Below are 26162 nucleotides of genomic sequence, written 5' to 3' on the forward strand. Positions count from 1 at the left end.
CTGTTACAATGAGTTCGGGCAACGCGCGAAAGGCGGAAATCAGCTTCGCCGATTTCGATAAGGTCGATATCAGGGTCGGTACGATTGTCGAGGCCGAGCCTTTCCCCGAGGCGCGCAAGCCGGCCATCAAGCTCAGGATTGATTTCGGTCCTGACATCGGCGTGAAGAAATCGTCGGCGCAGATTACCAAATATTATCAGCCCGAAACGCTTATCGGTCGGCAAGTGTTTGCCGTCGTCAATTTTCCTCCGCGTCAGATTGGGCCGTTCATGTCGGAAGTGCTGACTTTGGGCTTTCCGGATGAGGAGGGTGCCGTGGTGCTTGGTGCGATCGAGCGCAAAGTGCCTGATGGCGGAAGGCTGTTCTGACGTTACTTGAACATCAGGCGGTTGCGCGGACTCCTGGCCTCAGCGCCTCCTCGACCACCTCCAAGAACATTTGAGCACATGCGGTCCAAGTATAGCGGGTGGCGCGCTCGCGAGCCTTTTGCCTGTCAGAGCTCAGTGCGGTCAGCGCGGCTTCTCGAAGATCAGTAGAGATTGCGCCACCAATGCCATCGCCAATGATGTCTATTGGTCCGGTGACCGGGTAGGCCGCAACAGGCGTGCCGCTGGCAAGTGCCTCGATGATGACGTTGCCAAAAGTCTCGGAACGGCTGGGGAGCACGAAAACATCCGCTCCCGCATAGTAGCCTGCGAGTTCACTATTGGGGCGGTGACCAAGAAAGTGCACGTCCGGATATCGCGCCTTGAGCGATGCCAATGCGGGTCCATCTCCTATGACGACCTTTGAGCCCGGCAGATCGAGATCAAGAAATGCGGGCAAATTCTTTTCGATTGCAACGCGGCCCACGCAGAGAAAGACAGGGCGAGGCAGGTCAAGTTCGATCGCTTTCCCGGGATTGAATAGCGTTGTGTCGACCCCGCGCGTCCAAGGCCTCAACTTGTTGAAGCCACGCGCCGACAGATCGATTGCCATAGAATTTGTTGCGACCAGCGTGCCCTGTCCTGCGTTGTGGAAGTTGCGAAGCCAGCCGTAGGTCCATGCTTCGGGGAGCGGCATTCGGGCGCGGAGGTATTCGGGAAAGCGCGTGTGATAACTGGTGGTGAACGGCCTTCCAATTGATAGGCAATAACGCCGGGCCATGATGCCAAGCGGACCCTCGGTGACAATATGGACGTGATCCACGTTCGATTTGTCGATCATCCGGGCGATTCTGCCCGGCGTTGTCAGTGCCAGGCGGATGTCTGGATAGGTCGGCATCGGCAAAGTGGGGAAGATTGCCGGCGTCAGGAATTGCGTTGCCACGCCAAATTCCTTGAGCGCTTGCTCCAAGCGTTCCAAGGTATGGACAACGCCGTTGACCTGCGGGCGCCAGGCGTCGGTGACCATCAGGATGCGCATGCGGCGCCACTCGGTCTGGAATCGTGGATCGTGCAGTTCATTTGCCGCCTAGACCATGTTTTCGCGACAAGCAGATGAAAGCGCGTTTGGCGAAAGATTTTAGGCGGGGACTTTGATGATGGCGCGCAGTCCGCCCAAGGGGCTTTCTTCGAGCGTGATGTCGCCGCCGTGACTGCGCGCGATGTCGCGCGCGATTGGTAGACCAAGACCGGTGCCACTGGCGTCGAGGTTGCGCGCTTCGTCCAATCTCACGAAAGGCTTGAAGACTTCCTCGCGCTTCTCGACAGCAATTCCAGGGCCGTCGTCATCGATCACGATGGTCAAGGATCCATGGCCATGCTTTGCCGCGATCTCGATACTCTGGGAATATCGGAAGGCATTGCCGACGATGTTCGCCATCAGGCGTGCAAAGGCGTTGGGGCGGACCTGGATGTCGGGGTTGCCGCTTAGCGACGTGGTGAGCTTGCGTTTGCGCAGCTTGGCTTCCTCGCCCAGTTTCTGGAAATAGGCTTCGAGATCGAAATGGCCGGCATCTTCGGCGGCATCGCCGCGCGCAAATGCCAGATACCCTTCCAGCATCGACTGCATGTCGTCGATGTCTTTGCCTAGCGCTTCGATATCGGCCTTGGAGCGAGTGAGCGCCAGTTGCAGCTTGAAGCGGGTGAGGATTGTCCTGAGATCGTGACTTACGCCCGTAAGCATCGCCGTGCGCTGCTCGATCTGGCGCTCAATTCGCTCTCGCATCTGGATGAAGGCGAAGCCCGCCCTTCGCACCTCTTCGGCGCCGCGTGGACGGAAATCCGGCGGCATTGGTCTTCCCTTGCCGAAGCTTTCCGCGGCCGCTGCCAGTGCCAGGATAGGCCTGATCTGATTGCGCAAGAAAGGGATGGCAATGGTCAGGAGCACAAGGGAGGTTCCTACCATCCAGATCAGGAAGATGTGGGTGTTGGAGGCGTATGCTTGGTTGCGGCGTACGAATACGCGCAAAACCTTGTCTTCCAACTGGATGCGCACTTCCACAATGTTGGAATTTCCGACCGTGTCGATCCAGAATGGCCGGTTGATCTGTCGCGTGATTTCCGTCGACAGAATCTGGTCCAGAATGGAGAAAAACGGCTTCGGACCGGGAGGCGGCAAGGGATCGGCCGGCAATAGGTCGACCTTCAATTGCATCCTGTCCTGCGCGATGCGGATGATTTTGGCGTAATCGGCGTCGTTGGGATAGGTTTCGACCAGGTCGATGACGGCGGCAATGTCACGGGTGACGGCTTGCGACAGTCGCTGCGTAACGGTCTGCCAATGCCGCTCCATGAAAACGAACGCAATGACTGATTGCAGCAGGATCATCGGGGCGATGATGATGATGAGCGAGCGGGCATAGAGCCGCTTCGGCATGTAGAGCGAGACGAGCCGCCAAAAACGCCGCCATGCGCCGCGCATGGCACCCGCAGCGCGCGAAACGCGCGCTATGATGCCGTCTGGCTCGGGGCCGCCTTGCAATTCTGTTGTCGCCATTCCTTACCGGCCTGCGAATATGCACAAACGGCAAGGTATCTGCCGTTCGCCACAATCTATTCCACGCTGAGCCGATACCCAATACCGCGCACGGTCTGCAGCCACACCGGATTCGATGGATCGCGCTCGATCTTGCGGCGCAACCTGTTTATCTGCACGTCGATGGTGCGCTCGCCGACGTCCGAATCGTCACCGACAAGTTCATGACGCGGAATGGTTTCGCCTGCCCGTTCGGCAAAAATTGCCAGGATCTCCTGTTCGCGATCGGTCAGCTTCAAGACCTCGCCACCCCGCTTCAATTCCCGCCTTGCTATCTGGAATGTATAGGGGCCGAACACCAACTGCTCGACCTTTGGCGTCGATGATGGGCCGCCTCGCCGGAGAATATTGTTGATGCGCAATATCAGTTCGCGCGGGTCGAACGGCTTTGGCAGATAATCGTCGGCACCGGCTGAAAGTCCGGTGATGCGATTGTCAGTTTCTGACAATGCCGTCAGCATCAGAATGGGAACATTCTTGTCGGCCCTCAGAGCCTTTGTCAGTTCGACGCCGCTTTCGCCCGGCATCATCACGTCCAGCACAAGGAGGTCGAAATCGAGACCGGCGAGTTTGCGTCGCGCCTCTGCGGCAGTCCCTGCCACGGTTACCCGAAAGCCGTTCTCGGTCAGATATTGCTTGAGCAGATTGCGAATGCGCGTGTCGTCATCAACGACCAGCAGGTGAGGGGCGTCATCCTCGGGAACCGTATGGTCCAGCCTTTCAGAATTTTCCATGGCTGTCTCCTGAAGCATCCGCTTCATTCATGATTCCTTGGTGGAGCATCAATTTGCGCCCTCAGTTCCGGATTGACCATAGCATTCAGGAAACCCTCCACGAGTGCCCGACCTTCGGCTCCGACATCTTGCAGTGCAGTATGGATGCGGCGTGACTGTGGCCTTGCCAACGCCAAAGCGAGCGCGCGCCCCTTTGCTGTGGGATAAAGCTCACGTTGGCGGCGGTCGCGGGGGCCCTGCAGCTGCACGATGTGATCGGTATCGATCAATTGCTTGAGTACCCGTGCCAATGATTGCTTGGTTATCTTCAAGACTTCGAGAAGTTCGGCAACTGTCAAACCGGGACGACGGTTGACGAAATGCAGCACCCGGTGGTGAGCGCGGCCGAAGCCATAGTCGGCGAGCATCTCGTCCGGATCGGAGGTGAAATCCCGGTAGGCGAAAAAGAAGAGTTCGATGAGAGTAAAGTCGATCCCATCCTCGTTGGCTACCGCCGTTCTTATCGGCAATTCTGGCACGCGTTTCCTGTCCGGCATGGTTTTCCTATAGCGGCGCAAAAATATGTCAGTACTATTGACATATTTTTATTGGGATGGTAATTTTTGACAAGCTTTAGGGCCGATTGCGACCGAAAAGGCAAGACTGGGACCGAATTCCGGAACTTCCTGAGTTTGCCAGAGCCACAATATGGCCTACGCTTTAAGGAAAGCGGCTGCCTTTTTGGCGACCGGCTCGATATGCAACGCTCAGCTTTATGCGGATTTGGTGTCCGCGGGAGGTAATAATGGCATCCGTTCCCTTTGATCAGCTTGAGGGCTTTATCTGGATGAATGGTGAGTTCGTCAAATGGGGGGACGCCAAGGTCCACGTGCTGACACACGGTCTCCATTACGCAAGCGCGGTGTTCGAGGGTGAGCGTGCGTATGGCGGTGAGATATTCAAGCTTACCGAGCACAATGAGCGCTTGCATGAATCGGCTCGCATCCTCGGCTTCAAGATACCCTATTCGGTTTCCGAAATTGACGATGCCTGCATTGCTCTCCTGAAGAAGCAGGGTTTCAAGGATGCTTATGTCCGGCCGATTGCCTGGCGGGGTAGTGAGCAGATGGGCGTTTCGGCACAGAACAGCCGTATCAACTGCGCCATCGCCATTTGGCAATGGCCAAGCTATTTCGACCCGGCGCAGAAGCTGAAGGGGATCAGGCTTGATATGGCGGAGTACCGTCGTCCCGATCCGCGCACCGCGCCTTCGAAATCGAAGGCGGCGGGCCTATATATGATCTGCACGATCTCCAAGCATGCGGCTGAAGCCAAGGGCTATGCCGACGCAATGATGCTGGATTGGCGCGGTCAGGTGGCTGAGGCAACCGGTGCCAATATCTTCTTCGTAAAGGACGGCAAGATTCATACGCCGAAGCCCGATTGCTTCCTTGATGGTATTACACGCCGCACAGTCATCGGCCTGGCCCGCGATCGCGGGTTGGAGGTCATCGAGCGTGCAATACTTCCGGAAGAACTGGAGGGTTTCGAGCAGTGCTTCCTGACTGGAACGGCGGCTGAAGTGACGCCGGTTTCAGAGATCGGTCCATACCGTTTCGAGGTTGGCGAAATCGCCAAAACCCTGATGCATGACTACGCTGCTGCTGTTCAGCCCAAGCACGCTATCGCGGCAGAATAACGCTCTTTATCAGCAAGTTGCGAAGGGGGTGGCATCAGGCCGCCCCTTTTTGTTTGTGTTCCCGGATTTGACTTTCGTTCAATTCGGCGTCTCATGATGCAATCGGCTCAGGCGAGTCGGTCTTACACTTGGAGGGATGTCAGTATGGAAACGCTTCTTCCGATTATTGTTCAGGTGATTACGGGTATTATTGGTGGCCAGGCGGTAGGCGCTGCGGTCAAACAAGCCGCGATGAGCCAGCTTCCCAAGATTCTCAGCGGCGCAATTGGCGGTGTTGGCGGTGCGGCGATCCTGGGAAGTCTGCTTGGAGGTGGTGCGATTGACCCTGCGGCAGCCACGGCGGCGGCTGGCGGAATTGGCGACGCACTCAATCTTAACAATATCGTTGGCGGTGCCGGCGGTGGTGCCATTCTGACTGCAATCGTAGGCGCTGTCATGAATGCTATGAAAAAGTAAGACCGGCTTCGGTTTCCATCCAGAGGGCGGCCTTGGCCGCCCTTTTTTGTTTTGGCTCGGATTGTGTTGTGGACGATTACCCACGATCAACCTACATCAACGGCCACAAAGCAAGGAGCCAACATGGGTCAACTCAACGCTGGTATCGTTCCGGTTACGCCGTTTCAGCAGAATTGCACCATCCTTTTTGACCAGGATGAAAAGACCGGCGTCGTTGTCGATCCGGGCGGCGATGTTGACCGTATCCTGGCAACGCTAAAAGACAATTCCATTGCGGCCACTGCTATCTGGATTACGCATGGTCACATCGATCATGCCGGTGGCGCCATGGATTTGAAAGAAGCACTGGGCGTCGACATCATCGGACCGCATAAGGATGACCGGTCGCTGCTTGCCAACCTTGAAAATCAAGCCAAGCGATTTGGCATCGCAGATGCCGTGCGAAACTGCACCCCTGACCGGTTTCTAACGGAGGGCGAGACGGTTTCTTTCGGCGAGCATCTGTTCGAGATCCTGCATTGTCCGGGCCATGCGCCCGGTCACGTTGTGTTCTACAATCGCGCCGCCAATTTCGCTCATGTCGGCGACGTGTTGTTTCGAGGGTCGATTGGTCGAACCGATCTCCCTGGCGGCGACCATGCCGCATTGATACGCTCGATCAAGGAAAAGCTATTGCCGCTTGGTGACGACATCGGGTTTCTGTGTGGCCACGGCCCCGGTGGACGCTTCGGCGAAGAGCGTCGGACCAATCCGTTTCTCATTGATTGAAGACACAAAAAGCGCCGCTTGAAGCGGCGCTTTTCTCGATAAATTCGACTGTTGTCAGTTCGCCTGGCAGAAGTGACGCAGGCCGTCATACCCGACAAAAGTGCCAGTGCGGGGATTGAAGCTGCGATAGCGGTCCGAGCAGTACTGATACCACTCAGGGCTCCATGGCTCGTACGCGCCGCCGTAGTCGTAGTCGGCGCGATAGTAGCGGCGAACCGGGGCAGGACGCGGCTCACGGATAACGTAGGTGGGTTCCGGCTCGTAGTAGCGCGGCTGCGAAGCAAGTGCTCCGCCGATCAGCGCACCGGCAGCCAGGCCGATGACGCCGGCTGCAAGCGCATCATCGTTGTGGCGATGATGACGACGCCAGCGCCAGTCGTCGGCATGGGCAGCGGGAAGCATAGCCAAGGTCGTCGCGCCAACGGCGAAGGACAAAACGGATGCTTTGAGAATTCTGTTCATGACGATCTCCTTGTTGCCGGCCTGCCGTTGCAGGTGGCGCAGCCCGGTGTTGCCCGAACCAATAGATGACCGTGGCTGAACGGCGGCTGAACGAACTTAGTTCGCGCGATTAACGCAGCCGCATCCCAAATGTTCCCTCGCGGCGCTTAGCCGACGGTGAGGTTGACCGCTTTCGGACCCTTGCCGCGCTTGTCCGGCTCGGTCTCGAACGTCACTTTCTGTCCATCCTCAAGGCCTGGCAGGCCCGATGCTTGCACTGCGGAAATATGCACGAAGACGTCCTTCGCTCCATCATCCGGCGTGATGAAGCCGAAGCCTTTGGCATGATTGAAGAATTTTACTGTGCCGGTCTGCGGCATGGGAAACTCCCTTATGATCCCATAGTCTGCTTTCGGGCTGGCAATGCCCGAACGGCAATTTGTCGTTTATTTTGAGTTGATGGGCAACAAAAAACTTTTTTTGCTAGCTACTATTCAAAAGTCGACGCTATCCGCCGCGCCGCTTAAATAGAAGAAGGGCGCAGCCCGCACGGCCCGCGCCCTTCTCGAAACTTTTTAAGCCGGTAAGGAGCCGGGACTTACGCCGCGCGCAGGTTGACCGCCTTCGGGCCCTTGCCCATGCGGTCGGGCTCGACGTCGAAGGTGACCTTCTGGCCATCGACGAGGGTGCGCAGGCCGGAGGCCTCGATCGCGGAGATATGGACGAACACGTCCTTGGCGCCGCCCTCAGGCGTGATGAAGCCGAAGCCTTTGGTGGTATTGAAGAACTTTACGGTACCGGTCTGGGACATTGGGGGGAAACTCCTTCACCCGATCAGTTTTTTGGTCCTGCCCGCCGCCTGGGTCGGATGCAAGTCCGGTGGTTGCTTCGGCGGTTATGCATTCGCGCACAATAGAACCCCCCGCCAAAAAACGGGGCTGTCAGAGATTTACGATATCGGGGATAGGGTCGTGCAAACGTTCCATTCTCCGGGTGGCAAATGCCCGAACGGCGAATTTATTGCACGGAATTGTGTTTGTTACAATACACTCACTCGCAGGTTGCGTCATCAGCAGCAAGCCCTACGTTGGTAGGGGACTACGCCGCAAGCGGGGCGGCGTCATCGGCCAAAACCGGCCAAGGATAGGCACAGATGCCACCCCAGCGATTATCCGCCCCGTCCGGGTTGTATTTTTCCGCCGATTTGCGACGATCATGGGGCGGTGCTGCCCCCAGCCGCGCACATATTTTTGATGGAGATATGTCATGCGGCTTCAAGGCATTTTCCTTTCCGGTGCGGCGGTCCTGCTTTTTTCCGGCATCCTTGCCGCCTGTACCGTGGTGGTTGACGAAAGCCCCGGCTACAGGCCGCCACCGCCGCCGCGTCCCGGCCCGCAATTCTGCACGCGCGAATACGCGCCGGTGTGCGGACGGCAAGGCCCGCGCATGAAGACGTTCCCCAATTCCTGCGAGGCCGACCGCGCCGGCTACCGCATTGCCTATGGCGGCCAGTGCCAAGGCGGAGGCGGCGGCTGGAACCCGCAGCCACCACCGCGGCCCGAACCGCCGCAGCGCCCGCCGCAAGCCTGCACGATGGAGTACAGGCCGGTTTGCGCGACGCGCCGGGGACAGGTGCGCACCTTCTCCAACGCGTGCTCGGCGCGCGCCGAAGACTGGCGCATCGTCGATACTGAAGGCCCCTGCTAGGCCCGACGCGTCCTGCCCGCCTGATTTCGTGCATGCCTCCCGAAACCGGTTTCGACGTTCGGGAGGCTATCGGCCAGACTTGCGGCCGGCGGATTTGCGGCCCGGCCTGCCCTTGTCCCGTTTCGGAGCGGGGGCGGGTTCGAAGCCGGATTCGGCAAGAAGGCCGCAGACATAGGCGTGGGAAGCGGCGCGGCGCTCCTGCTCGGCAAAGGCGGCCAGTTCGATGCCGGCGGCGATGAGGAAGAAGCGTTCGACGAGTTCGCCGCTCCAGCGCGCGGCGCATTCGGGCGCGCAGACGTCGAGCGCGCGGCAGGACCGGTTGCGGCGGCAGGCGCGGTTTTCACAAGCGTGGTGAAAGCCGGCGGCGGTGGCAAGCAGCCGCCGCGCCACCAGCACCTCGGGCCGCGGCTGGTGGCGCGGCGCAAACAGTTCGGCAAGGGCCGTGGCCGCCTGCGGCACGCACGCGCCGACCAGCTCGATCTGATGATGCAGAAAAGAGATTTCTTCGTACGGGTCCATGACGGGTCCTTTCGACTGCTGCCGTGGTTTCAGGAATGGCGGCGACATGCGCGCATGCTTCGCCGCCCCGGCCGGTGGTCCGGTCGGTTTGAGAAAAAGTCCGGGAAGACGGGCGGCCGTTCGGTCGCTCGTTTAGATAAAGTATGCGGCCTTGCGGCCGCCCGTCCGGTGCTTGTCATCCAGTCGACCGGTCCCAAGATCGTCCGATGGGTCTCACCCTGTCGCGACGATCAGGCGAAATGCGCCTCCTGCCGCCACGGGTTCTCTTTCCTTTGTCATGGAAAGCCCGCCGCAGGACGCCGGCCTGTCGGATGCCCTCGGGTCCATTGGCGCCGAACCAATGGGGGGAGGTCACCGCCGCCCTGTTCCCGCAAGAGCGATGGGGTGGATTATGGGGGAAGGTGGAGAGGGTGTGGATAGATGTGAGGCGACAAATATGTTAAGATATTGAAACCTAACTAAATTATTATAATCGAGTGCATCTATCATTCACCGCAGCATATTTGATCTATCGCTGTACAGTCCAATTCAAATTGATTGGTCGCGTACGAGCTGCCAGCCGACAGTCAACTTTGAGTTTAAGTGCCGCAGTAGCAGAGAACAGCTAATCCGATTTCGTCAATAGGCTTTAGCGCGCTATCTGGATCATCCTTGTAAGTGCTACCAGTTGATCGCTTGTCTCATCATGCTCTGAAGCCCCAAATTTCTGAGTTTAAGAGCGATGGTAGAGGATTTATCGATCGCACCTTTTTGATGAAGAGCGTCGTTGTAGACAACGCCGAGCAGAAGGCATGCCTCGGGAACAGGTACACCGACAGATTCGGCAAAATCCAACTTATTTGCAGTGCCATTACAATCGGTGAGAAATTTTATTTGATCCGCCTGATTCTGGATTTTATCGTAAGTGCATCGCTCGATCTGAACCCTAACGTGAGCACATACAGCGAATGGATCGTAACTTCCGTTGTTGGAAACACATTTATCCCATTCCTCTTTTAAAAACTCATAAAATCCGTGACTCTTACCGTGTTTCTTCGGAAGCCCGTAATTAATATTAAATATATTTGAGATGTCATGATTGTCAGGGTGGTAATGAAGAAAATACCTTGACAGATCTTTGTCCCAAAGCGTGTCGTCTCTATTCAAAATAACCTTACGCATGGTTTCGCTAATTTTTTGCTTTGTGTCTCCAAGGTATACAGTCTGTTGGCGTTTGAGTGCATATCCCTTGAAATAAATTGGGTCTAAGTGAGTTAGTAAACAAATATAAATCTCTCTCCCTTCGTTTCGATACAAATCAATCAATTTACTCAGATAATATTGGGCAACGACGATGTTAGCATCATCAAGATAATCAAATACCTCATCGATTAACAAGATACATGGTTTTGTACGTCCAATGTCCTGAGTTTGCAGCAAATTACAACCGAAGTATAGAAGATCACGCTGGCCGTTTGATAGCGACAAAGCGTCAGGGAAATTGACTAGGACGCGACCTTTGGTCTCTTTTATTTCAGCAGTTACCCAAGCTCCATTGATATCTCCGATGAAATCTTTCAAATTTTGGAGCCGCCGGGAATAAGCGGCGTATTGCAGCCACTTCTTCAGGTTCGGTCTGTCGGATTCACACAAGTCCATCAGTATGTAGCATATGATGGCGCTATCAAGCCAAGTGCCTCCTCCTTGCCCGTGTTTCTTTACCACATCAAACACGGCCTTGAGATGCGGCAGTTCGTCAATTTTGTGAGCGTATTCGGCTGCGACCTGATCGCTGATTGATGCTTTTGTTCCGGCTAAACCCTTTACCTTCTGGATCATTTCTTCGAATAAATCCGAGGGTTTTTTCTGCTTAAGCTTGTCGATAGATGTGATAACCCCAAGCAATTCAATTCTGATAAGTTCATCGTCGCACCTGGTTGATATATTTGGAATAACTTTAGAATTGTTACCAAATAACAGCTTGTATTTCTTAATGTCAAAATTTAATTTTTCTTTTTCATATTTTGTTCCTAGGTCAATAGGTGGAATTTCTAAGTATGGCTTCGCCACTGTGAAGCCATTTATTTTTGGAAGCTTTGCTTTTGGTTCGATATTTGATTTAATCACATGAATATCGAACTTACCTGATATTTCGTTCAGGTGCGAATTCGCGCTCAGGGTATTTCCGTCGTATTCAATGGCAAGACGTGATACAGCAGCGTCTTTTTTCTTGTATTTGTCTTTTTCGTCAACGTTGAGCTTATTACCTCTAGTGCAGTTGAAGGCCGTAGATATGCTGCTCTTACCAAACCCATTTGGGGCAACGAGGATGTTAGTGCAATTTTGGCGAAGATTAACCGTCAAACTTACCTTTTCAAACCCCCGAATATTTTCAATGTGAATTTTTGAGATCGTCATATCTAGCCCTACGAATCGTCAACCACTGTTACGGGTCAAGTGTAGGGTGACTTTCTGTGCTTCGGCAAGCCGGAGGCGTGGAGCCAGTTTTGCCTGCAATAGGCCTTCGTATTCTCATTTCCAGTTGTTTAGCGTCCTCAGATTAGAATATCGCGATGGGCAGTTTATGGAGTGAGGGCCAGTCCATTTGAAGGCGTCGTTGATGCGTTGGTCGCTTTTGGGATGATATTAGCTTGGAATTCATGACTTGAAATTGATGCAAAGTGGAAGTGGTGGCAGGTTGGAACGTGGATGTGTCCGCCTCTCTCATCCTTCGACCCATTCTTATGTCACTCTCATCACCTCACCCCTTCTCCCCATTCAGCGCGACCGCTGCCCTAATGAGCGCGGCGAAGGCGGCTTCGTCGAGTTCTTCACCCTCGCGTATATCAATGGCGCGGCGGGCGTTGCCTTCGAGGCTGGAGTTGAACAGGCCTGACGGGTCTTCCAGCGACGCGCCCTTGTGAAAGGTGAGCTTGACCACGCTCTTGTAGGTCTCTCCGGTGCAGATGATGCCGTTGTGCTCCCACACCGGCACGCCGCGCCATTTCCACGTCTCGACCACGTCCGGCTCTGCCTTGTGGATGAGCTTGCGCATGCGGGAAAGCGTCTTCCCGCGCCAGTCGCCCAAGTCTGCGATGCGGGCGTCGATCAGCCGGGAGGCTTCTTCAGTCTGGCCGGCGGCGGGCGGGGAGGCGGGCTTGTTCGTGGTCATGTCCGGTCTCTTTGCGGTGGGTGCTTGCCTTAGTAGGGATTGCTTGGCGGGGCTGGGCTGGCGGTGGCTCACATGCGCTCGCCCGGCAGCGCGCTTGCCTGTTTCACCCAGTCGGTGAAGCGGGCTTCGTCGAGCGCGTCGTTTTCGCGGATGTCGAGGTAGCGCACGTCCTTCTGTTTCGAGGTTCCGGGCGGCAGGGGGTCAAGCGCCGCGCCGCGGAAGAAGGCGACCTTGATGTATTTTTCGAAGCAATGATAGCTGAGGAACCAGCCTTCGCCCTCGATGCCATAGAAGGGCGAATTCCATTTGACCGCCTTGGCGACGCCGGGAACGGCGCTGGTGACGAGCGCGTCGAGGCGGCGGCCGAGCGCGCTTTTCCAGCCCGGCATGGCGGCGATGTAGGCCTGCACGGGTTCCTCGCCATAGCCCTTGGCGATCTGCGGGTTGCCGCCGGAAAGCAGGCGGGGCGGCTGTTTTGCCTGCGGTGGTTTCGCTGTCTTGCCGGCCATTTTTCTTCTTCTTCGATCGAGGAAGGGAAGGTGAAGGATAGGGCGGTTTCGGCCGATGTCGACAGAGTGGCGACGCCCGATGCCGGGAAGGCGGCCCGCAGCAGGGTGCGAGCCGCCTTCTCTTGCCGGCGGGTCAGGCCTTGTTCAGCTCCATCATGGATTCGAAGCCGCCATAGATCATGCGCTTGGCATCGAACGGCATGGTCTCGAAGTTGGGCTGGGTGCGCGGGTCGGCCATGACCTTGGCGTTGATGTCGTCGCGGTGCTGACGCGAGTTGTAGACGATCCACGAGAAGACGACGGTCTCGTCTTCCTTGGCCTGCACGGCGCGCGGGAACGAGGTCAGTTTGCCATAGGGCACGTCGTCGCCGACACATTCGACATAGGCGAGCGCGCCGTATTCCATCCAGACATCACCGGCCTTGCGGGCCATTTCCCTGTAGGCTTCCAGATTGGCCTTCGGCACGGCCAGCACGAAACCATCGACATAGGACATGAGTTCTCTCCTCGGTTTTGTTTTGCGGGTGGTCGCGGTCAGTTCTGTGGAGCGTTAAGGGCCCATTCGACGCCGAACGGATCGCGCAACGCGCCCCAGCGGTCGCCCCAGAACATGAGCTGGAGCGGGGTGGTGATCTCGCAGCCGGCATCGACGGCGCGTTGCCACCAACGGTCGATGTCGGCGTCGGCGAGGTGGAGCTGCATGGTGCAGCCCTGCGGGGTCTTCGCCGGGTGGCCATGCTCGGGGTAGAAATCCGAGATCATCAGGCTGGACCCGTTGACGTAGAGGTGGACGTGCATGGTGCGGCCCTTCTCGTCGGGCGGCACGGCGAATACCTGCTCGGCGCCAAAGGCCTTGCCATAGAAATCGGCGGCCTTCATCGCGCCGTCGATCTGCAGGTAGGGGGTGAGGCCGCCAAGCGGCTTCGGCATGGGCGGGAAGGGCGGTTGCGGTCCTTCATCGGACATGGGATTCTCCTGTCTTCGGCTTCTTGCCCCCACAGGACGTATGGCGGCGGGGCGATCCGACAAGCGGGGCGAAGTTTTTTGGCGGGTGCAGGCGGTCAGTTGACGAAGGTGTTGCGCACGCGCACCGAGTTCACGACGTAGGCGACCCAGATGGCGCCGATGATCGCGCCGGGGGCGTAGACCTTGAGGAAGTCGGCCGTGGCGAAGTTGGCGACGGTGTTGATGCCGGTGGTGGCGGTGACCCACACGCCGATGACGAAGGGCACCGCAAGGCCGACGATGTAGCTGATGATGAACAGGTTGGGGAAGGTGGCGCGGGTCTTGAAGAACTGGACGGCGACGTAGACGAGGAAGCCGACATAGGCGAGCCGCATGCCGCCGTCGCCGATGAAGGCGAGCGGGTAGCGCGCGGCGGTGCCTTCCGGCAGGCTGCCATATTCTTCGATCATGCCGGTGAGAATCTGCAACGGGCCGACGACCTGGCCGATGGCCATCAGGATGAGCCAGCCGCCGATGCCCTTGAGCTTTGGCGGCTCGACGGTCTCGGTGGCAGTCGGATACGGCTCGGCCATCACGCTTCCCCCACGCGGTCGCGGAAGAATGCCATAGATGCGGCCTGGCCGCCACAGCCGGCGCGACCTGGCGTTAACGCGGGCTTTTCGCGATCAATGGCCGGGGCGGCCGGTCTTGGACGGACGGCGCTTGCGCCGCGCCGCTTCCGCCGGATCCTCGTAGGAGCCGATGCCGGTACGCTCGCGGACGATTGGCTTTACATCCTCCGGCTTTGCCGGCTTGACGCCTTCGACCGGCTTTTCGGTGCGGCGCACGGTCATTTCATCGAGCGAGTTCTTGCGGAATAAAGATGGCTTTCTCTCGCTCACGCTGTCGCCGCTGCGCGGCTCGCTCCGCAGGGGCGCCGAACGATCGGCGGCGGCCTGTCGGCCACTCGGGCTGCGCCCGGTTTCCTCGGGGATGCCGAAATCGGAGCCGTGGGCTTCGCGCGCCGACTGCTTCTTGAACAGCGAGCGTGAAACGGCATTGGCCGGGGTCGGCATGTCGGTGCCGGGGCCCATGTCGTCGATGGACGGCTTGGCGAAGAGGGATGTTGGCGGGGCAGCGCTGCCCCTCACCTGCCTGCCGGCATCCTCTCCCCGTGGACGGGGAGAGGAAACGCTGTCATCGACCGTGCGATGGCGTTCGCGGCCCTTGTTGTGCTTGCCCTTCTCGCGGCCGGAGACGGGACTTTCCATGTCGGCGTATTTGGCGAGCGGATCGTCGGAGATGGCGAGTTCCATCTCGCGCAGCCGCTTGATCTCGTCGCGGATGCGGGCGGCCTTCTCGAAGTCGAGATTGGCGGCGGCATCGCGCATCTGCTTGTCGAGCGCCTCCAGATGGGCCTTCAAATTGTTGCCCATCATCGCGCCGGCTTCATCGGTGAACTGCGAGATGTCGGCGCGGACATGGTCCTTTTCGTAGACCGAATCGAGGATGTCGGAGATGCGCGACTTGACGCTTTCCGGCGTGATGCCGTTGGCCAGGTTGTATTCGAGCTGCTTTTCGCGGCGGCGGTTGGTTTCCGCCATGGCGCGTTCCATTGAGCCGGTGATCTGGTCGGCGTAGAGGATGACCTTGCCGTCGACGTTGCGGGCGGCGCGGCCAATCGTCTGGATCAGCGAGGTTTCGGACCGCAGGAAGCCTTCCTTGTCGGCGTCGAGGATGGCGACGAAGCCGCATTCGGGAATGTCGAGGCCTTCGCGCAGCAGGTTGATGCCGACGAGAACGTCGAACGCGCCGAGACGCAGGTCGCGCAGGATCTCGATGCGCTCGAGCGTGTCGATGTCGGAGTGCATGTAGCGCACGCGGATGCCCTGCTCGTGCAGGTATTCGGTCAGGTCTTCGGCCATGCGCTTGGTGAGCACGGTGCAGAGCGTGCGGTAGCCCTTTTTCGTCGTCTCGCGGATTTCGCCGACGACGTCATCGACTTGGCTCTTGGCGGGGCGGACCTCGACCGGCGGGTCGATAAGACCGGTGGGGCGAATGACCTGTTCGGCGAAGACGCCGCCGGACTGCTCCATTTCCCAACCGCCCGGCGTCGCGGAAACGGCGACCGACAGCGGGCGCATGGCATCCCATTCCTCGAAACGCAGCGGCCTGTTGTCCATGCAGGACGGCAGGCGGAAGCCGTATTCGGCCAGCGTCGCCTTGCGGCGGAAGTCGCCGCGATACATGCCGCCGATCTGCGGGATGGTAACATGGCTCTCGTCGATGAAGATGAGCGCGTTGTCGGGCACATATTCGAACAGGGTCGGCGGCGGGTCGCCCGGCTGGCGACCGGTCAAATAGCGCGAATAGTTCTCGATGCCGGCGCAGGAACCGGTGGCTTCCAGCATTTCGAGGTCGAAGCGCGTGCGCTGCTCAAGCCGCTGCGCTTCAAGCAGGCGTCCCGCCTTCTCAAGCTCGGCCAGACGGTGCTGCAACTCTTCCTTGATGGACTTGATGGCCTGATTCAAGGTCGGGCGTGGCGTGACGTAGTGCGAGTTGGCGTAGATCTTGACCGATTTCAGGTCGCCGGTCTTGTGGCCGGTAAGCGGGTCGAACTCGGTAATCTGCTCGATCTCGTCGCCAAACATCGAGATGCGCCATGCACGGTCTTCAAGGTGGGCGGGGAAGACTTCGATGGTGTCGCCACGCACGCGGAAGGAACCACGCACGAAGTTGGCATCCTGACGCTTGTATTGCTGGGCCACGAGGTCGGCGAGCAACTGGCGCTGATCGAGACGGTCGCCGATCGCCATCTGGAAGGTCATCGCCGTATAGGTTTCGACCGAGCCGATACCGTAGATGCAGGACACGGAAGCGACGATGATGACGTCGTCACGCTCAAGCAGCGAGCGCGTGGCCGAGTGGCGCATGCGGTCGATCTGCTCGTTGATCGAGGATTCCTTCTCGATGTAGGTGTCGGTGCGCGGGACGTAGGCTTCCGGCTGATAATAGTCGTAGTAGGAGACGAAATACTCGACCGCGTTCTCCGGGAAGAATTTCTTGAACTCCGAATAGAGCTGGGCAGCCAACGTCTTGTTGGGTGCGAGGATGAGGGCAGGTCGCTGCGTCTCCTCGATCACCTTTGCCATGGTGAAGGTCTTGCCGGAGCCGGTGACGCCGAGCAGGACCTGCGTGCGATCGGTATTGTTGACGCCTTCGACAAGGTCCTTGATGGCGGTCGGCTGGTCGCCCGCCGGCTGGAAGTCCGACTCCATCTTGATGGCGATGCCGCCTTCGGACTTTTCCGGGCGGGCGGGCCGGTGCGGCGTCCACAGAACGCCGTCCTTGTGAAGCGGATTGCCGGATTCAATAAGCGCCGACAGCGCTGCCACCGTTGCGGTTACACCGGAGTTGGAGAGCGTTTCGGCGTCTTCCAGGCTGATGTCGATGCCGGCGACCGGGTTCAGGCCGACAGCGACGCGTTCCTTGGCCGATGCTGCGCCGCCCATCGACGTGCCGCGCCCGGAGCGGGTGGGCGAAGAAGAACGCTCGGGGATTTTTTTCTTTTTTGCGCTCACGCTGCCGCCGCTACGCGGCTCGCTCCGCCCTCCTTCTTTCTGCGCGCCTTCGGCGTCGCGGGAGCGCGCGCCATCGGGCGCGACGGCCGGCCGGCCTTGCCGAGCTTCGCTCGGTAATTCGGCTTCGCGCGCGATCTGCTCGGCCCAATCGGAGATGGAGCCGGAAAGGGGGGCTCCGGAAAATTCAGCCTGCGGCGCTTCGGCAAAGCCCTTGCGCTCCAGCGGCTCGGACGCGTCGAGATAGTCGGTGACGGCATTGCCGCGCTTGCGGGGCATGCGGCTGTCTTCGGCCTGTGAAGGCGCATTCTTTGCAGGGGTTTTGGCCATTGCCGGAATATGGGAGGAGTCAGACTAAATGGGAAGAGCAGAATGGCGCTGCATCGCTTGTTTCAGTTTGAATTGCTGACATCAGGCTGTCAGGATCGGGCCGATTCAACAGGTATCCGGGAGAGATCATGACGGCTTATGTGGTGGCGACAATGGCGATCCATGACCCGCAAACCTATCGCAAGTACACGGACCTGACGCCGCCCCTGGTAAAGCGGCACGGCGGCAGGTTCCTGACGCGCGGCGACGAGGTGACGACGACCAAGGGAGAGGCGTTCAAGGAACGCATGGTGCTGCTCGAATTTCCTGACAAAGCACATGCAGAGGCATGGTTGTCGGACCCCGAATATGTCGAGGCCTGCAAGTTCAGAGACGCGTCGGCGGCTGTCCGCGTGCTGATCCAGGAAAGCCGCGGAAACACGGAAAACCCCGACCCCAAGCTTTAGCGCCTGCCCGGTGGCCTCGAACTATCCGCTTTCCTACAAGCTGACCTGGCTGCCCCGGTTCCTGAAACCGTCGCTCGGGGGCGGGTCCGGCGCGTTCGCGCCGCCGGCGCAGGCACTGTTGCGGCCAATGCCGGCCAGCACGGTGCGGCTGGCATTTGTCGGCGATATTTCGGCCGTGGCGAACCGGGGTTTGCCTATCTTCGATCCGGTGCTTGCCGAGGTCCTGTCAGAGGCCGACCTGATAGTCGGCAATTGCGAAAGCCCGGTTGTTCGGCGAGTGACGGCGAAGGTGGGGACGGGGCTGGGGTTGCGGCACGCGATGACGCGGAGCTTCCTTGAAGGAGCGCTCCAGGCTGCGGGCGTGGGGGCGCGCAAGCTTGTGCTGTCGCTGGCGAACAATCATGCGCTCGACCAAGGCGCTGACGGGTTCGATGAAACGGTTGCGACGCTTGGAGAGATGGGTATAAGGCCGATCGGAACAGTGGCCAATGGAGCTTTGACCCGCATCAAGGCCGGACCTTTGACCGTGGGTTTCGCTGCGTTCACGCAATGGCGCAATGCCTCCCACGAGATGTTTGCCGGGCGGGTGATGATGGACCCGGACGGCTGGTTGAACGAGGGACGCGAGGGGATCGACCTGCTGGTTGCGGTGCCTCATTGGGACCGGGAGTTCCGGCATTTCCCACAAGCCGAAACGCGTGAGACGGCCCGTCGGCTGGCCGCCCAAGGTGCAGGACTGATTGCAGGCCACCATACGCATGTGGTGCAGCCGGTCGAGCGGATCGGGGATTCCGTCGCGGCCTACGGGCTGGGGGACTTTCTCGGCACGGTGTTTACGCGGCAGCCCTGGCCGGGCCGGATCGGCGCAATCTTTATCGCGGATATCAGCACCGAATCCGAAACGCTGGGCAAGGCGGCCGCTTACCGGATACAATTCTTCTACCGGTTGCGTGAGGGTGCGCGCGAACGGCTGCTGCCGTTAGAGGCTCTTGCAGGGACGATGAAGAACCGGGTCGATGCGCGGCTGGCTGCGATCTTTCCGGCGTGAGGCTGGGCTCAGCGGAAGCGCAGTTTCAGACCGACAATCGCTGCAATGAACAGGAACGAGACCGTGTTGGCGGCGATGACCGGCGTCGAGCCGATGGCAAGGCCGTAAACCACCCACAGGAAGACGCCGAAGGCCAAGGCCGCAGTGGTGGCCAGAGAGATGTCCTTAGCCTGCCGCTCGCGCAGAATTTTCAGGATCTGCGGAAGCCATGCAAAGGTCGTGATGACGGCGGCGACCGCGCCAATGATTTCGAATGAAGGATGCAAGGTGGTAGCTTTCGGAAAGGAGCCGGATTGCTAGCCTGATATGCCAGATTTGGCGTTTGTTTGGAAGCTTGGCCGCCCTGTTGGACCAACGAAACAAAATGTGTTGCGGAAAAACATCCGGGACCGATTTCGTGATCGAAGGAAGCGGCAAATGCGGCCCCGGTGTGGTTGTCACAAACCCTTGCCATGAATGGCGCAAGCGACTCGTTTTGGTGGGTTTGCGGCTGTCACAATTTGGCGTTCGTCAGGGCCGAAGCGGGAGAGCCGTTGGCAATGTGTCGGAAATAAGTTCCTGAATCCATTTGGAAAAGTCACCCTTCGTGATTTGAACGGGAGGCTGCCTGGGCCTAGGTCTGGTGGCGTTCCCGGCAACGGCGAAAGCAAGCTGGCCGGGAGGACGAAACCGCTCAAAACGGAGTACGATCCATGAAGAAGACCCTTGCTACCGCCGGCGCCCTGCTTGCATTCCTCAGCACCGCCTATGCGGCGACAGTGGAAGGCACCATCCAATCGGTCGACCCGCAGACCAAGTCGATTACGCTTGACGATGGCAAGATCTACCAGCTTCCAGCCGAAGCATCTGTCGATCAACTGGCGGTCGGGGCCAAGGTTGTCGTCACCGTGGACGACACCACCGGCACGGTGACATCGATCCAGAACGCTTCGTAGCGCCTAAGTAGAATACGCGTAGAGTTTCCGGCCGGTCCCGATGGGGCCGGCCTTTCTATTTGCCAACTTAAAAACCGGATTCCACTTTCCGGGCCAATGCTTTATTCCGTAAGCCAAGAGGCATTGCGGGGGAGGCATGCGCTTGAAGGTGGGTGTCATCCTTAATCCGGTGGCGGGAGGCGGCAAGCTCAAGCAAGACTGGCCGCGGGTGGCGGCGCTGCTGAAGACGCATTTCGGCGAGTTCGACCTGCGGGAGACGCTTGCCGAAGGCGATGCGGAGCGGCTTGCGATCGATCTTGCGGCGCAAGGCTGCGATCTGGTGATCGCGGCAGGAGGCGACGGCACCGCAAGCGAGGTGGCCGACGGTCTGTTGCAGGCGTTCGACGAAACCCGCCGCGTAACGGAACTGGCGCTGCTGCCCTGCGGCACGGGAATAGATTTCGCGCGTGGGCTCGGCCTGCCGAAGAGGCTCGATGTGCTGCTGAAGCAGATTGCCGGGGCCAAGGGCCGCAAGGTCGATGCCGGGCGCATCACCTATGTCGACGACCACGGCAAGCTGGCCAGCCGGCATTTCATCAACATTGCCAGCCTTGGTCTTTCGGGCGTGACCGACCGCGCGGTGAACGCCGACAAGCGCAAGGGGCGCGTCTCGGCCAAGGCGCTGTTTTACTGGCGCACGGTGGCGGAATTCGTGCGCTACCGGTTCCAGCGGGTGCGCATAACGGTGGATGACGGCAAGCCGGTGGAGGCAAGCATCGCGCTGGTGGCGGTCGCCAATGGCCGCTTCTTCGGCGGCGGCATGATGATTGCGCCGGATGCCGACTTGCACGACGGGCAGTTCGAAATCGTGATCCTGAAAGCGGCGAGCAAGCTGCAACTGATCTGGGACCTGCGGCTGGTCTATGGCGGCAGGCACCGCAACCATCCGGCGATCACCATGCTGCGCGGCCGCAAGGTGCTGGTGGAGCCGGTGGGCAGCGCTTCCGTCAACGGCGCGCTGGTGGATATAGACGGGGAGTCGCCGGGGCGCATTCCGGCGACGTTCGAGATGCTGCCGGGGGCGCTGACATTGCGGTATTGAGCGCTTCAGGAACTGATTCAAGCGCTTGCTGGATTGATTCCGACGGGATGCGTAAGTGATTGATTTTGCTGGGTGTGATAGGGGTCAGGCTTCCAGCCGGGCCGGGAAGCCGGGCGCACGAAGCTCCTTGCCGACGGCATCTTCCAGCAGCTTGACGATCTGGGTCGACCAGGCGCCGCCGCCATAACTTTCCTTGCCTTTTTCGAAGATCGAGTTGACCCGCTGGGCGAGGTCGAGCGGCACGCCTGCCTCGTTGGCCATGCGCATGGCGAAGCCGAGGTCCTTGAGCGCGAGGTCCATGGTGAAGCCGATGTCGTAGGAGCCGTTCAGCACGAGTTGGCTCTCGGTCTCGTGGACGAAGGAATTGCCTGAGGACGCGACGATGGCGTGGTAGGCCTGCGCGAGGTCGAGCCCGCCGGTCTTGGCCAGCATCAGCGCCTCGCCGGCGGCGACGAGATGGATGAAGGCCAGCATGTTGGTGATGACCTTGATGATCGCTCCCGACCCGACCGGCCCCATGTGGAAGGAGCGGGCGCACATCGCTTCGATTGCCTTGCGATGGTGTTCGTAGAGGGCGAGGTCGCCACCGACCAGTGCGGTAACCTGGCCGGATGCCGCCAGATGCACGCCGCCGGTGACCGGGCATTCAAGCGTCTGGATGCCGCGCGCTGCGGCAAGTGCGGCGAGATGGATGATTTCGTCGCGGCCGTTGGTGGACATCTCGATCCACGTGCCGCCTTCGGGCAAGCCCTCCAGCAGGCCGCCGGGGCCGGTGAGGACGGCTTCGCTGATGTTGGGCGAGGGCAGGCAGGTGATGGCATTGCCGGCCTTGGCTGCTGCGACGGCGGGGCTTACCGCAGGCTTGGCGCCAAGCGCCATGAGCTTTTCGACGGCGGCCGGCGAGGGATCATAGACGACAAGCGAAAAGCCGTTGCGCAGGAGGCTGGCAGCCAGGTTGCTGCCGAGATTGCCGAGACCGATGAAAGCGTATTTGTGCCGCGCGCTCATGGAAACAAGGGATCCTGGGTCATCTGCAGATGCAAATCCTTGCCGGTGTAAGGATGCGCCTCGCAGACGGCTTCGTCCAGTTCCACGCCGATGCCGGGCTCTTTTGACGGAATAACGTTGCCGTCCTGCCACTCGATCTTTTTCTTCAGGAGCGTGGCGTGGAAGCCGTCCCACTGCTTGAGCGATTCCAGGATGAGGAAATTGGGCAAGGTGACGGCAAGCTGGATGTTGGCAGCGCCGACGATCGGGCCGCAATAGCAGTGGGGGGCGACCTGGATGTGGTAGGCCTCGGCCATCGACGCGATCTTCTTGGTCTCGAGGATGCCGCCGGAGCGGCCGAGATCGGGCTGGAGGATGGAGGCGGCGCGGTTTTCGATGACGCGGGCGAACTCGAACTTGGTGGTCAGCCGCTCGCCGGTGGCAATGGGGATTCTCGTGCCGCGCGCCACTTCGGCCATCACTTCCGGCATGTCCGGCGGCACCGGCTCCTCGAACCAGAGCGGATCGTAGGGCTCGATGGCCGCGGCCATGCGCAGCGCGCCCGAGGCGGTGAACTGTCCGTGGGTGCCGAACAGGATGTCGGCCTTGGTGCCGACTGCCTCGCGGATGGCTTTCAGCATGCGGGCCGAGAGGTCGATGTCGTGAAGGCGCGGCTGGTGGCCGTCGAAGGCGGTGTAGGGGCCGGCGGGGTCGAGCTTGACGGCGTTGAAGCCCTGCTCGACGTAGAGCGCGGCGCATTCGGCGGCGAGGTCGGGGTCGTTGTAGACGTTCCTGCCGTGCGCATCCTCGGAATGGACCGAGCCGGTGTGGGGATAGAGATAGGTGTAGGAGCGCAGTTTCTCGTGCACCTGACCGCCGAGCAGCTTGTAGACCGGCTTGCCAGCTTCCTTGCCGATGATATCCCAGCAGGCGATTTCGAGCGCGGAGAAGCAACCCATGCCGGAGACGTCGGGGCGTTGGGTGAAGCCGGACGAGTAGCAGCGGCGGAAGAAGCTCTCGATGTCGTGCGGGTCGCGGCCCACAAGGTAGCGCTCGGCCATGTCCTCGATCATGCGCGCCGTGACATGGGCGGAGAACGTGGCGTTGTAGGCCTCGCCATAGCCGACGACGCCGCCGTCGGTGGTGAGCTTGACGAAGATGAAATATTTGCCGCCGATGCCCGGCGGCGGATTGCCGACCACGAAGGTTTTGACGTCGGTGATTTTCATCGATTGTCCTCCAGAACCATGAGCGCGCCTTTCCAGCCGGTCATGATCGATGCGGCGTTGGTGTTGCCGGTGACGTTGTCGGGAAAGATCGAGGCGTCGATGACGCGCAGGCCCGACAGGCCGTGGACCCGCAGGCGCGGATCGACGACGGCGCGCGCGGGATCGGGTCCCATGCGGCAGGTGGATACGGGATGGTAGACGGTGCCAGAACGCTTCCTGAAATCCTGAATCAGGTCGGCGTCGGAAGTGATTGACGCACCTGGCAAAACCTCTTCCTCCACGATCTCGGCAATGGCCGGCATGGAAGCCAGCTTGCGCAGGAATTTCACCGCGTCCAGCATCTCCGAAACATCCTCGTTGGTCGAGAAGGCATTGGGCATGATCTTCGGATAGTCGAGCGGATTGGCCGAGCGGATCATGATCTGGCCACGGCTGGAGGGCCGGCAATTGGAAAGGCCGATGGAGAATCCGGGCCAAGGATCGGGCGACAGGATGGGGCGTTCGCCGCTTTTGGGGATGACGGTGGAGAAGGCCTGGAAATAAAGCTGCATGTTGACCCGGCGCTGGCCGGGATCGGTGTGGAAGAAGCCGCCGCCCTGGTTCATCGACATCGACAGCGGACCGGTGCGCAACAACAGGTACTGCATGCCGACCAGCGCCTTGCCCCACCACGGGCGCAGGATCTGGTTCAGCGTCGGCAACCGGCCTTTCCAGGTGTAATTGATGCCCTGATGGTCTTGCAGATTGCGGCCGATATTTTCCGAGGCATGGGTGACATGAATGCCGAGGCCTGCAAGCAGTGCGGCGGGGCCGACGCCCGACAGTTGCAGCAGTTGCGGCGTGTTGATCGAGCCGCCGCTGAGGATGACCTCGCGACCGGCGCGCACGGTCTTGCGCTCGCCGTCCTGCATGTATTCGACGCCGATGGCGCGCTTGCCCTCGAACAGGATGCGGGTGGCCAGTGCGTTCATTTCGACGCGGACGTTGGCGCGTTTCATTGCCGGGCGCAGGAAGGCGCGGGCGGCTGACATGCGCCGGCCGTTTTTCGTGGTGATCTGGTAGACGCCGACGCCTTCCTGTGAAGCGCCGTTGAAATCCTGATTGAGCGCAAGCCCTGCCTGCTGGCCAGCCTTCAGGAAGCGATCGGTGAGCGGATGGACCTTGCGGCGGTTGTCGGTGACGTGGATCGGGCCGCCCTTGGCGCGCCATGCATCGGCGCCAGCTTCATTGTCCTCGATTGCCTTGAAGATCGGCAGGAGGTCATGGAAACTCCAACCTGTATTGCCGGCCTCGGCCCATGCGTCGAAATCCTCGCGCGCACCCCTGATCCAGACCATGGCGTTGATGGAGCTGGAGCCGCCGAGCAGCTTGCCGCGCGGCCAATGGTCGGCGTTGCCGGCAAGTCCGGGATCGGGCTCGGTCTTGTAGTTCCAATTGACGGCGGGGTCGAAGAAGGTCTTGCCGTAGCCAAGCGGCATCTGGACATAGAAGCGGCGGTCGGTGCCGCCGGCTTCCAGAACGAGGACTGAAAAGCGGCCGCTTTCCGACAGTTTTTCCGCCACGACCGAACCGGCAGAGCCGGAGCCGACAACGATGAAGTCATAAGTGGTCATGATGGGTGAAGCGGCTCCGGAAATTTCGCCGATACCCTAGACTGGTAGGACGCTGGCCGTCATCGGGCCTTCCGTCATGGCTTATGAAAAAAGCGACCGCCAACTGCGTTGACGCACCATGCGAGCGGCATTACGGACGGATGGCAAGTCAGACGAGAAGGTTGCGGCATGGTGCATTATTCAAACGGCGAACCGCGTGGCGAACTGACGTTGCGCACGCTTGCCATGCCCGCTGACGCCAATGCCGCCGGTGACATATTCGGCGGCTGGGTGATGGCGCAGATGGATCTTGCCTGTGGTATCCGCGCAGCCGAGCGGGCGCGTGGACGCGTCGTGACCGCGGCGGTCAACGAGATGGCTTTCGCCAAGGCGATGAAAGTCGGCGATACGCTGTGCATCTACACCCATGTCGAGCGCGTCGGGCGCACGTCGATCACGCTGAAGGTCGAGGCCTGGGCCCAGCGCTACCTGTCCGATCTGATGGAAAAGGTTACCTACGCCGATTTCGTCATGGTGGCGCTGGATGGCGAGGGCAAACCCAAGCCCGTCCCGGCCGAGTAGAATTCAGGTGATGGCGGCTTGCGCCGTTGGCCTTTCAGCTCGTTGCAGTGCTGTCGAATTGCGCACGGGCGCTGGTGATGCGGCCTGTATTGGCGCGCGCCCAATCGCTTAGTGCGGTTACGGGGACGAGCAGTTCGCGGCCAAGATCGGTCAATTCATAATCGACGCGCGGCGGGATGGTCGGAAAGACGGTGCGGGTGACGAAGCCGTCACGCTCCAGGCTGCGCAGCGTCGTCGTCAACATCTTCTGTGAAATGCCGCCGACGGCATGACGCAGTTCGTTGAATCGCATCGGACCGTTGCCCAGCGTCGAGACCACCAGGACAGTCCATTTATCTCCCACCCGTTGCAGGATGGCGCTGATGGCGCGGCAATCCTCGGTGTGGTGCAAGTGCCTCGGTTTCAAAAAAGTGCCTCCTTGCGGAACTGGATGACAGTCACTCATATAGTGCAGGTATCCAATTTATACCACATTCCCCACAGGAGAG

The 26162-nt window shown here is 59.7% G+C and carries 30 protein-coding genes; 10 read left to right on the forward strand and 20 right to left on the reverse strand.

The window, feature by feature from the left end:
- Nucleotides 1-8: 8 nt before the first annotated feature.
- The gene (locus ASD50_RS04590; protein ID WP_056236748.1) at nucleotides 9-368 is read left to right on the forward strand and encodes a tRNA-binding protein; all 360 of its coding nucleotides are present in this window, start codon (nucleotides 9-11) and stop codon (nucleotides 366-368) included.
- A 13-nt stretch (nucleotides 369-381) separates the two neighbouring features.
- Here the strand turns inward: ASD50_RS04590 and ASD50_RS04595 are convergent, their stop codons facing one another.
- From ASD50_RS04595 to ASD50_RS04610, 4 genes are all read right to left on the reverse strand, one after another.
- Complete coding sequence (locus ASD50_RS04595; RefSeq protein WP_056236750.1) at nucleotides 382-1404, reverse strand: glycosyltransferase family 4 protein; 1023 nt, start codon at nucleotides 1402-1404, stop codon at nucleotides 382-384.
- Between the two features lie 99 nt (nucleotides 1405-1503).
- Nucleotides 1504-2919: an ATP-binding protein gene (locus ASD50_RS04600; RefSeq protein WP_082549489.1), complete on the reverse strand. Its 1416-nt coding sequence runs from the start codon at nucleotides 2917-2919 to the stop codon at nucleotides 1504-1506.
- A 56-nt stretch (nucleotides 2920-2975) separates the two neighbouring features.
- Nucleotides 2976-3692 carry a response regulator gene (locus ASD50_RS04605; protein ID WP_056237003.1) on the reverse strand — a complete coding sequence of 239 codons (717 nt, stop codon included), beginning with the start codon at nucleotides 3690-3692 and terminating at the stop codon, nucleotides 2976-2978.
- Between the two features lie 23 nt (nucleotides 3693-3715).
- A complete protein-coding gene (locus ASD50_RS04610; protein ID WP_056236752.1) occupies nucleotides 3716-4228 on the reverse strand; it encodes a MarR family winged helix-turn-helix transcriptional regulator in 513 nt (170 codons plus the stop codon).
- 248 nt (nucleotides 4229-4476) lie between these two features.
- Here ASD50_RS04610 and ASD50_RS04615 point away from each other — a divergent pair, with 248 nt between their 5' ends.
- The 3 genes from ASD50_RS04615 (at nucleotide 4477) to ASD50_RS04625 (ending at nucleotide 6594) form a co-directional block, all read left to right on the forward strand.
- On the forward strand, nucleotides 4477-5370 hold the full coding sequence (locus ASD50_RS04615; protein ID WP_056236754.1) for a branched-chain amino acid aminotransferase: 894 nt from the start codon (nucleotides 4477-4479) through the stop codon (nucleotides 5368-5370).
- A 144-nt stretch (nucleotides 5371-5514) separates the two neighbouring features.
- On the forward strand, nucleotides 5515-5826 hold the full coding sequence (locus tag ASD50_RS04620; RefSeq protein WP_200952377.1) for a hypothetical protein: 312 nt from the start codon (nucleotides 5515-5517) through the stop codon (nucleotides 5824-5826).
- 123 nt (nucleotides 5827-5949) lie between these two features.
- Nucleotides 5950-6594 (forward strand): MBL fold metallo-hydrolase, encoded by a 645-nt coding sequence (locus ASD50_RS04625; RefSeq protein ID WP_056236756.1) that lies wholly within the window; start codon nucleotides 5950-5952, stop codon nucleotides 6592-6594.
- Between the two features lie 54 nt (nucleotides 6595-6648).
- Here the strand turns inward: ASD50_RS04625 and ASD50_RS04630 are convergent, their stop codons facing one another.
- The 3 genes from ASD50_RS04630 to ASD50_RS04640 form a co-directional block, all read right to left on the reverse strand.
- Entirely contained in the window at nucleotides 6649-7056 is a 408-nt protein-coding gene (locus tag ASD50_RS04630; protein WP_056236758.1) for a BA14K family protein, read from the reverse strand.
- A gap of 146 nt (nucleotides 7057-7202) precedes the next feature.
- Entirely contained in the window at nucleotides 7203-7415 is a 213-nt protein-coding gene (locus ASD50_RS04635) for a cold-shock protein (protein WP_056105658.1), read from the reverse strand.
- 218 nt (nucleotides 7416-7633) lie between these two features.
- Nucleotides 7634-7846: a cold-shock protein gene (locus ASD50_RS04640; protein ID WP_056236761.1), complete on the reverse strand. Its 213-nt coding sequence runs from the start codon at nucleotides 7844-7846 to the stop codon at nucleotides 7634-7636.
- A gap of 455 nt (nucleotides 7847-8301) precedes the next feature.
- On the opposite strand from ASD50_RS04640, the gene ASD50_RS04645 reads away from it, so the two are divergent.
- A complete protein-coding gene (locus tag ASD50_RS04645) occupies nucleotides 8302-8742 on the forward strand; it encodes a Kazal-type serine protease inhibitor domain-containing protein (protein ID WP_056236763.1) in 441 nt (146 codons plus the stop codon).
- A gap of 66 nt (nucleotides 8743-8808) precedes the next feature.
- Here ASD50_RS04645 and ASD50_RS04650 read toward each other — a convergent pair whose 3' ends face one another.
- From ASD50_RS04650 to uvrB, 8 genes are all read right to left on the reverse strand, one after another.
- Nucleotides 8809-9261 carry a hypothetical protein gene (locus ASD50_RS04650; protein ID WP_056236765.1) on the reverse strand — a complete coding sequence of 151 codons (453 nt, stop codon included), beginning with the start codon at nucleotides 9259-9261 and terminating at the stop codon, nucleotides 8809-8811.
- Between the two features lie 660 nt (nucleotides 9262-9921).
- Nucleotides 9922-11658 (reverse strand): hypothetical protein, encoded by a 1737-nt coding sequence (locus tag ASD50_RS04655; protein WP_056236767.1) that lies wholly within the window; start codon nucleotides 11656-11658, stop codon nucleotides 9922-9924.
- 343 nt (nucleotides 11659-12001) lie between these two features.
- Nucleotides 12002-12412 carry a DUF1801 domain-containing protein gene (locus ASD50_RS04660; protein WP_056236769.1) on the reverse strand — a complete coding sequence of 137 codons (411 nt, stop codon included), beginning with the start codon at nucleotides 12410-12412 and terminating at the stop codon, nucleotides 12002-12004.
- Nucleotides 12413-12480: 68 nt separating this feature from the next.
- The gene (locus ASD50_RS04665; RefSeq protein ID WP_056236771.1) at nucleotides 12481-12921 is read right to left on the reverse strand and encodes a DUF1801 domain-containing protein; all 441 of its coding nucleotides are present in this window, start codon (nucleotides 12919-12921) and stop codon (nucleotides 12481-12483) included.
- A gap of 133 nt (nucleotides 12922-13054) precedes the next feature.
- Nucleotides 13055-13417: a DUF1428 domain-containing protein gene (locus ASD50_RS04670; protein WP_056236773.1), complete on the reverse strand. Its 363-nt coding sequence runs from the start codon at nucleotides 13415-13417 to the stop codon at nucleotides 13055-13057.
- Between the two features lie 38 nt (nucleotides 13418-13455).
- Nucleotides 13456-13887, reverse strand: coding sequence for a VOC family protein (locus ASD50_RS04675; protein WP_056236775.1), 432 nt, complete (start codon nucleotides 13885-13887; stop codon nucleotides 13456-13458).
- Nucleotides 13888-13982: 95 nt separating this feature from the next.
- Nucleotides 13983-14459 (reverse strand): DUF2569 family protein, encoded by a 477-nt coding sequence (locus tag ASD50_RS04680; protein ID WP_056236777.1) that lies wholly within the window; start codon nucleotides 14457-14459, stop codon nucleotides 13983-13985.
- A 93-nt stretch (nucleotides 14460-14552) separates the two neighbouring features.
- The gene (gene uvrB / locus ASD50_RS04685) at nucleotides 14553-17774 is read right to left on the reverse strand and encodes an excinuclease ABC subunit UvrB (protein ID WP_056236779.1); all 3222 of its coding nucleotides are present in this window, start codon (nucleotides 17772-17774) and stop codon (nucleotides 14553-14555) included.
- Between the two features lie 128 nt (nucleotides 17775-17902).
- Here uvrB and ASD50_RS04690 point away from each other — a divergent pair, with 128 nt between their 5' ends.
- Together ASD50_RS04690 and ASD50_RS04695 are read left to right on the forward strand one after the other, a co-directional pair.
- Complete coding sequence (locus ASD50_RS04690; protein WP_056236781.1) at nucleotides 17903-18220, forward strand: DUF1330 domain-containing protein; 318 nt, start codon at nucleotides 17903-17905, stop codon at nucleotides 18218-18220.
- 10 nt (nucleotides 18221-18230) lie between these two features.
- Nucleotides 18231-19268, forward strand: a complete 1038-nt coding sequence (locus tag ASD50_RS04695; RefSeq protein WP_056236784.1) for a CapA family protein — start codon at nucleotides 18231-18233, stop codon at nucleotides 19266-19268.
- A gap of 8 nt (nucleotides 19269-19276) precedes the next feature.
- Here ASD50_RS04695 and ASD50_RS04700 read toward each other — a convergent pair whose 3' ends face one another.
- Nucleotides 19277-19534, reverse strand: coding sequence for a SemiSWEET family sugar transporter (locus tag ASD50_RS04700; protein ID WP_056236786.1), 258 nt, complete (start codon nucleotides 19532-19534; stop codon nucleotides 19277-19279).
- Nucleotides 19535-19960: 426 nt separating this feature from the next.
- On the opposite strand from ASD50_RS04700, the gene ASD50_RS04705 reads away from it, so the two are divergent.
- Nucleotides 19961-20203, forward strand: a complete 243-nt coding sequence (locus ASD50_RS04705) for a DUF1344 domain-containing protein (protein WP_056236788.1) — start codon at nucleotides 19961-19963, stop codon at nucleotides 20201-20203.
- Between the two features lie 136 nt (nucleotides 20204-20339).
- A complete protein-coding gene (locus ASD50_RS04710) occupies nucleotides 20340-21284 on the forward strand; it encodes a diacylglycerol/lipid kinase family protein (protein WP_244484430.1) in 945 nt (314 codons plus the stop codon).
- Between the two features lie 84 nt (nucleotides 21285-21368).
- On the opposite strand, the gene ASD50_RS04715 is transcribed toward ASD50_RS04710, so the two are convergent.
- From ASD50_RS04715 to ASD50_RS04725, 3 genes are read right to left on the reverse strand one after another with little or no spacing between them, the layout of a single operon-like run.
- Nucleotides 21369-22292, reverse strand: coding sequence for an NAD(P)-dependent oxidoreductase (locus tag ASD50_RS04715; RefSeq protein ID WP_056236791.1), 924 nt, complete (start codon nucleotides 22290-22292; stop codon nucleotides 21369-21371).
- A complete protein-coding gene (locus ASD50_RS04720; RefSeq protein ID WP_056236793.1) occupies nucleotides 22289-23500 on the reverse strand; it encodes a mandelate racemase/muconate lactonizing enzyme family protein in 1212 nt (403 codons plus the stop codon). Before ASD50_RS04720 ends, ASD50_RS04715 begins: the two co-directional genes overlap by 4 nt.
- Nucleotides 23497-25113 carry a GMC family oxidoreductase gene (locus tag ASD50_RS04725; protein ID WP_056236795.1) on the reverse strand — a complete coding sequence of 539 codons (1617 nt, stop codon included), beginning with the start codon at nucleotides 25111-25113 and terminating at the stop codon, nucleotides 23497-23499. Before ASD50_RS04725 ends, ASD50_RS04720 begins: the two co-directional genes overlap by 4 nt.
- A 168-nt stretch (nucleotides 25114-25281) precedes the next feature.
- Here ASD50_RS04725 and ASD50_RS04730 point away from each other — a divergent pair, with 168 nt between their 5' ends.
- Nucleotides 25282-25674: an acyl-CoA thioesterase gene (locus ASD50_RS04730; protein ID WP_056236798.1), complete on the forward strand. Its 393-nt coding sequence runs from the start codon at nucleotides 25282-25284 to the stop codon at nucleotides 25672-25674.
- A 34-nt stretch (nucleotides 25675-25708) separates the two neighbouring features.
- Here ASD50_RS04730 and ASD50_RS04735 read toward each other — a convergent pair whose 3' ends face one another.
- Nucleotides 25709-26080: a winged helix-turn-helix transcriptional regulator gene (locus tag ASD50_RS04735; protein ID WP_162251983.1), complete on the reverse strand. Its 372-nt coding sequence runs from the start codon at nucleotides 26078-26080 to the stop codon at nucleotides 25709-25711.
- Nucleotides 26081-26162: the final 82 nt, after the last annotated feature.

The sequence above is a fragment of the Mesorhizobium sp. Root552 genome (genome assembly GCF_001427285.1).
Lineage (GTDB): Bacteria > Pseudomonadota > Alphaproteobacteria > Rhizobiales > Rhizobiaceae > Mesorhizobium.